Here is a 3,254-nt window from a genome sequence, read left to right as displayed (position 1 = left end):
TTCAGAACTAACACAGTGGACGCGAGCAACTGAGGACAAGCCCTCGGCCTATTAGTACCAGTCAGCTTCACCCGTTACCGGGCTTCCACATCTGGCCTATCAACCCAGTCGTCTACTGGGAGCCTTACCCTCTCAAGGAGGTGGGAATACTCATCTTGAAGCAGGCTTCCCGCTTAGATGCTTTCAGCGGTTATCCCTCCCGAACGTAGCCAACCAGCCATGCCCTTGGCAGGACAACTGGCACACCAGAGGTTCGTCCGTCCCGGTCCTCTCGTACTAGGGACAGCCCTTCTCAATATTCCTACGCGCACAGCGGATAGGGACCGAACTGTCTCACGACGTTCTAAACCCAGCTCGCGTACCGCTTTAATGGGCGAACAGCCCAACCCTTGGGACCGACTCCAGCCCCAGGATGCGACGAGCCGACATCGAGGTGCCAAACCATCCCGTCGATATGGACTCTTGGGGAAGATCAGCCTGTTATCCCCGGGGTACCTTTTATCCGTTGAGCGACGGCGCTTCCACAAGCCACCGCCGGATCACTAGTCCCGACTTTCGTCCCTGCTCGACCCGTCGGTCTCACAGTCAAGCTCCCTTGTGCACTTACACTCAACACCTGATTGCCAACCAGGCTGAGGGAACCTTTGGGCGCCTCCGTTACCCTTTGGGAGGCAACCGCCCCAGTTAAACTACCCATCAGACACTGTCCCTGATCCGGATCACGGACCGAGGTTAGACATCCAGCACGACCAGAGTGGTATTTCAACGGCGACTCCACACCAACTGGCGTTGATGCTTCAAAGTCTCCCACCTATCCTACACAAGCCGAACCGAACACCAATATCAAACTGTAGTAAAGGTCCCGGGGTCTTTCCGTCCTGCTGCGCGAAACGAGCATCTTTACTCGTAGTGCAATTTCACCGGGCCTATGGTTGAGACAGTCGAGAAGTCGTTACGCCATTCGTGCAGGTCGGAACTTACCCGACAAGGAATTTCGCTACCTTAGGATGGTTATAGTTACCACCGCCGTTTACTGGCGCTTAAGTTCTCAGCTTCGCAACCCCGAAAGGTCACTAACCGGTCCCCTTAACGTTCCAGCACCGGGCAGGCGTCAGTCCGTATACATCGCCTTACGGCTTCGCACGGACCTGTGTTTTTAGTAAACAGTCGCTTCTCGCTGGTCTCTGCGGCCACCCCCAGCTCACGGAGCAAGTCCGATCACCAGTGATGGCCCCCCTTCTCCCGAAGTTACGGGGGCATTTTGCCGAGTTCCTTAACCATAGTTCACCCGAACGCCTCGGTATTCTCTACCTGACCACCTGAGTCGGTTTAGGGTACGGGCCGCCATGAAACTCGCTAGAGGCTTTTCTCGACAGCATAGGATCATCCACTTCACCACAATCGGCTCGGCATCAGGTCTCAGCCTTAATGAGGGACGGATTTGCCTACCCCTCGGCCTACACCCTTACCCCGGGACAACCACCGCCCGGGCTGGACTACCTTCCTGCGTCACCCCATCGCTTACCTACTACAAGTCTGGTTCGTCGGCTCCACCACTTTCCTTTCCCCGAAGGGTCCGGAACGGCTTCACGGACTTAGCATCGCCTGATTCGATATTGGGCGTTTCAAAGCGGGTACCGGAATATCAACCGGTTGTCCATCGACTACGCCTGTCGGCCTCGCCTTAGGTCCCGACTTACCCTGGGCAGATCAGCTTGACCCAGGAACCCTTAGTCAATCGGCGCACACGTTTCTCACGTGTGTATCGCTACTCATGCCTGCATTCTCACTCGTGAACCGTCCACAACTAGCTTCCGCTGCTGCTTCACCCGGCACACGACGCTCCCCTACCCATCACAGCGGGCGTTGGCCCTATAGCTGCAATGACACGACTTCGGCGGTACGCTTGAGCCCCGCTACATTGTCGGCGCGGAATCACTTGACCAGTGAGCTATTACGCACTCTTTCAAGGGTGGCTGCTTCTAAGCCAACCTCCTGGTTGTCTCTGCGACTCCACATCCTTTCCCACTTAGCGTACGCTTAGGGGCCTTAGTCGATGCTCTGGGCTGTTTCCCTCTCGACCATGGAGCTTATCCCCCACAGTCTCACTGCCGTGCTCTCACTTACCGGCATTCGGAGTTTGGCTAAGGTCAGTAACCCGGTAGGGCCCATCGCCTATCCAGTGCTCTACCTCCGGCAAGAAACACACGACGCTGCACCTAAATGCATTTCGGGGAGAACCAGCTATCACGGAGTTTGATTGGCCTTTCACCCCTAACCACAGGTCATCCCCCAGGTTTTCAACCCTGGTGGGTTCGGTCCTCCACGAAGTCTTACCTCCGCTTCAACCTGCCCATGGCTAGATCACTCCGCTTCGGGTCTAGAGCGTGCAACTCAATCGCCCTATTCGGACTCGCTTTCGCTACGGCTTCCCCACACGGGTTAACCTCGCTACACACCGCTAACTCGCAGGCTCATTCTTCAAAAGGCACGCAGTCACGACGTTGCATGCAAGCATGCAACGCGACGCTCCCACGGCTTGTAGGCACACGGTTTCAGGTACTATTTCACTCCGCTCCCGCGGTACTTTTCACCATTCCCTCACGGTACTATCCGCTATCGGTCACCAGGGAATATTTAGGCTTAGCGGGTGGTCCCGCCAGATTCACACGGGATTTCTCGGGCCCCGTGCTACTTGGGAGATGAGCAAGCAAGCCGCTGATGTTTCGTCTACGGGGGTCTTACCCTCTACGCCGGACCTTTCGCATGTCCTTCGACTACATCAACGGTTTCTGACTCGCCCAGCCGCCGGCAGACGACTGAAGCTCATTCCCACAACCCCGCATGCGCAACCCCTGCCGGGTATCACACGCATACGGTTTGGCCTCATCCGGTTTCGCTCGCCACTACTCCCGGAATCACGGTTGTTTTCTCTTCCTGAGGGTACTGAGATGTTTCACTTCCCCTCGTTCCCTCCACACTGCCTATGTGTTCAGCAGTGGGTGACAGCCCATGACGACTGCCGGGTTTCCCCATTCGGACACCCCCGGATCAAAGCTCAGTTGGCAGCTCCCCGGGGCCTATCGCGGCCTCTCACGTCCTTCATCGGTTCCTGGTGCCAAGGCATCCACCGTGCGCCCTTAAAAACTTGGCCACAGATGCTCGCGTCCACTGTGTAGTTCTCAAACAACGACCAGCCACCCATCACCCCACCAGACAAACTGGTGAGTTCACTGGGGCCGGCACTGAAGATC

General features: G+C 56.7%; 1 rRNA gene. It reads right to left on the bottom strand.

From position 1 onward, the window contains the following. Nucleotides 1-31: 31 nt before the first annotated feature. Nucleotides 32-3,154: ribosomal RNA gene (locus tag AB0O53_RS38275) — 23S ribosomal RNA — on the bottom strand. Nucleotides 3,155-3,254: the final 100 nt, after the last annotated feature.

This window comes from Streptomyces erythrochromogenes, from assembly GCF_040684695.1.
Classification (GTDB): Bacteria; Actinomycetota; Actinomycetes; order Streptomycetales; family Streptomycetaceae; genus Streptomyces; species Streptomyces erythrochromogenes_C.
Note: the sequence above shows the minus strand (reverse complement) of the source record. Positions and strands in the feature narration are given on the sequence as shown.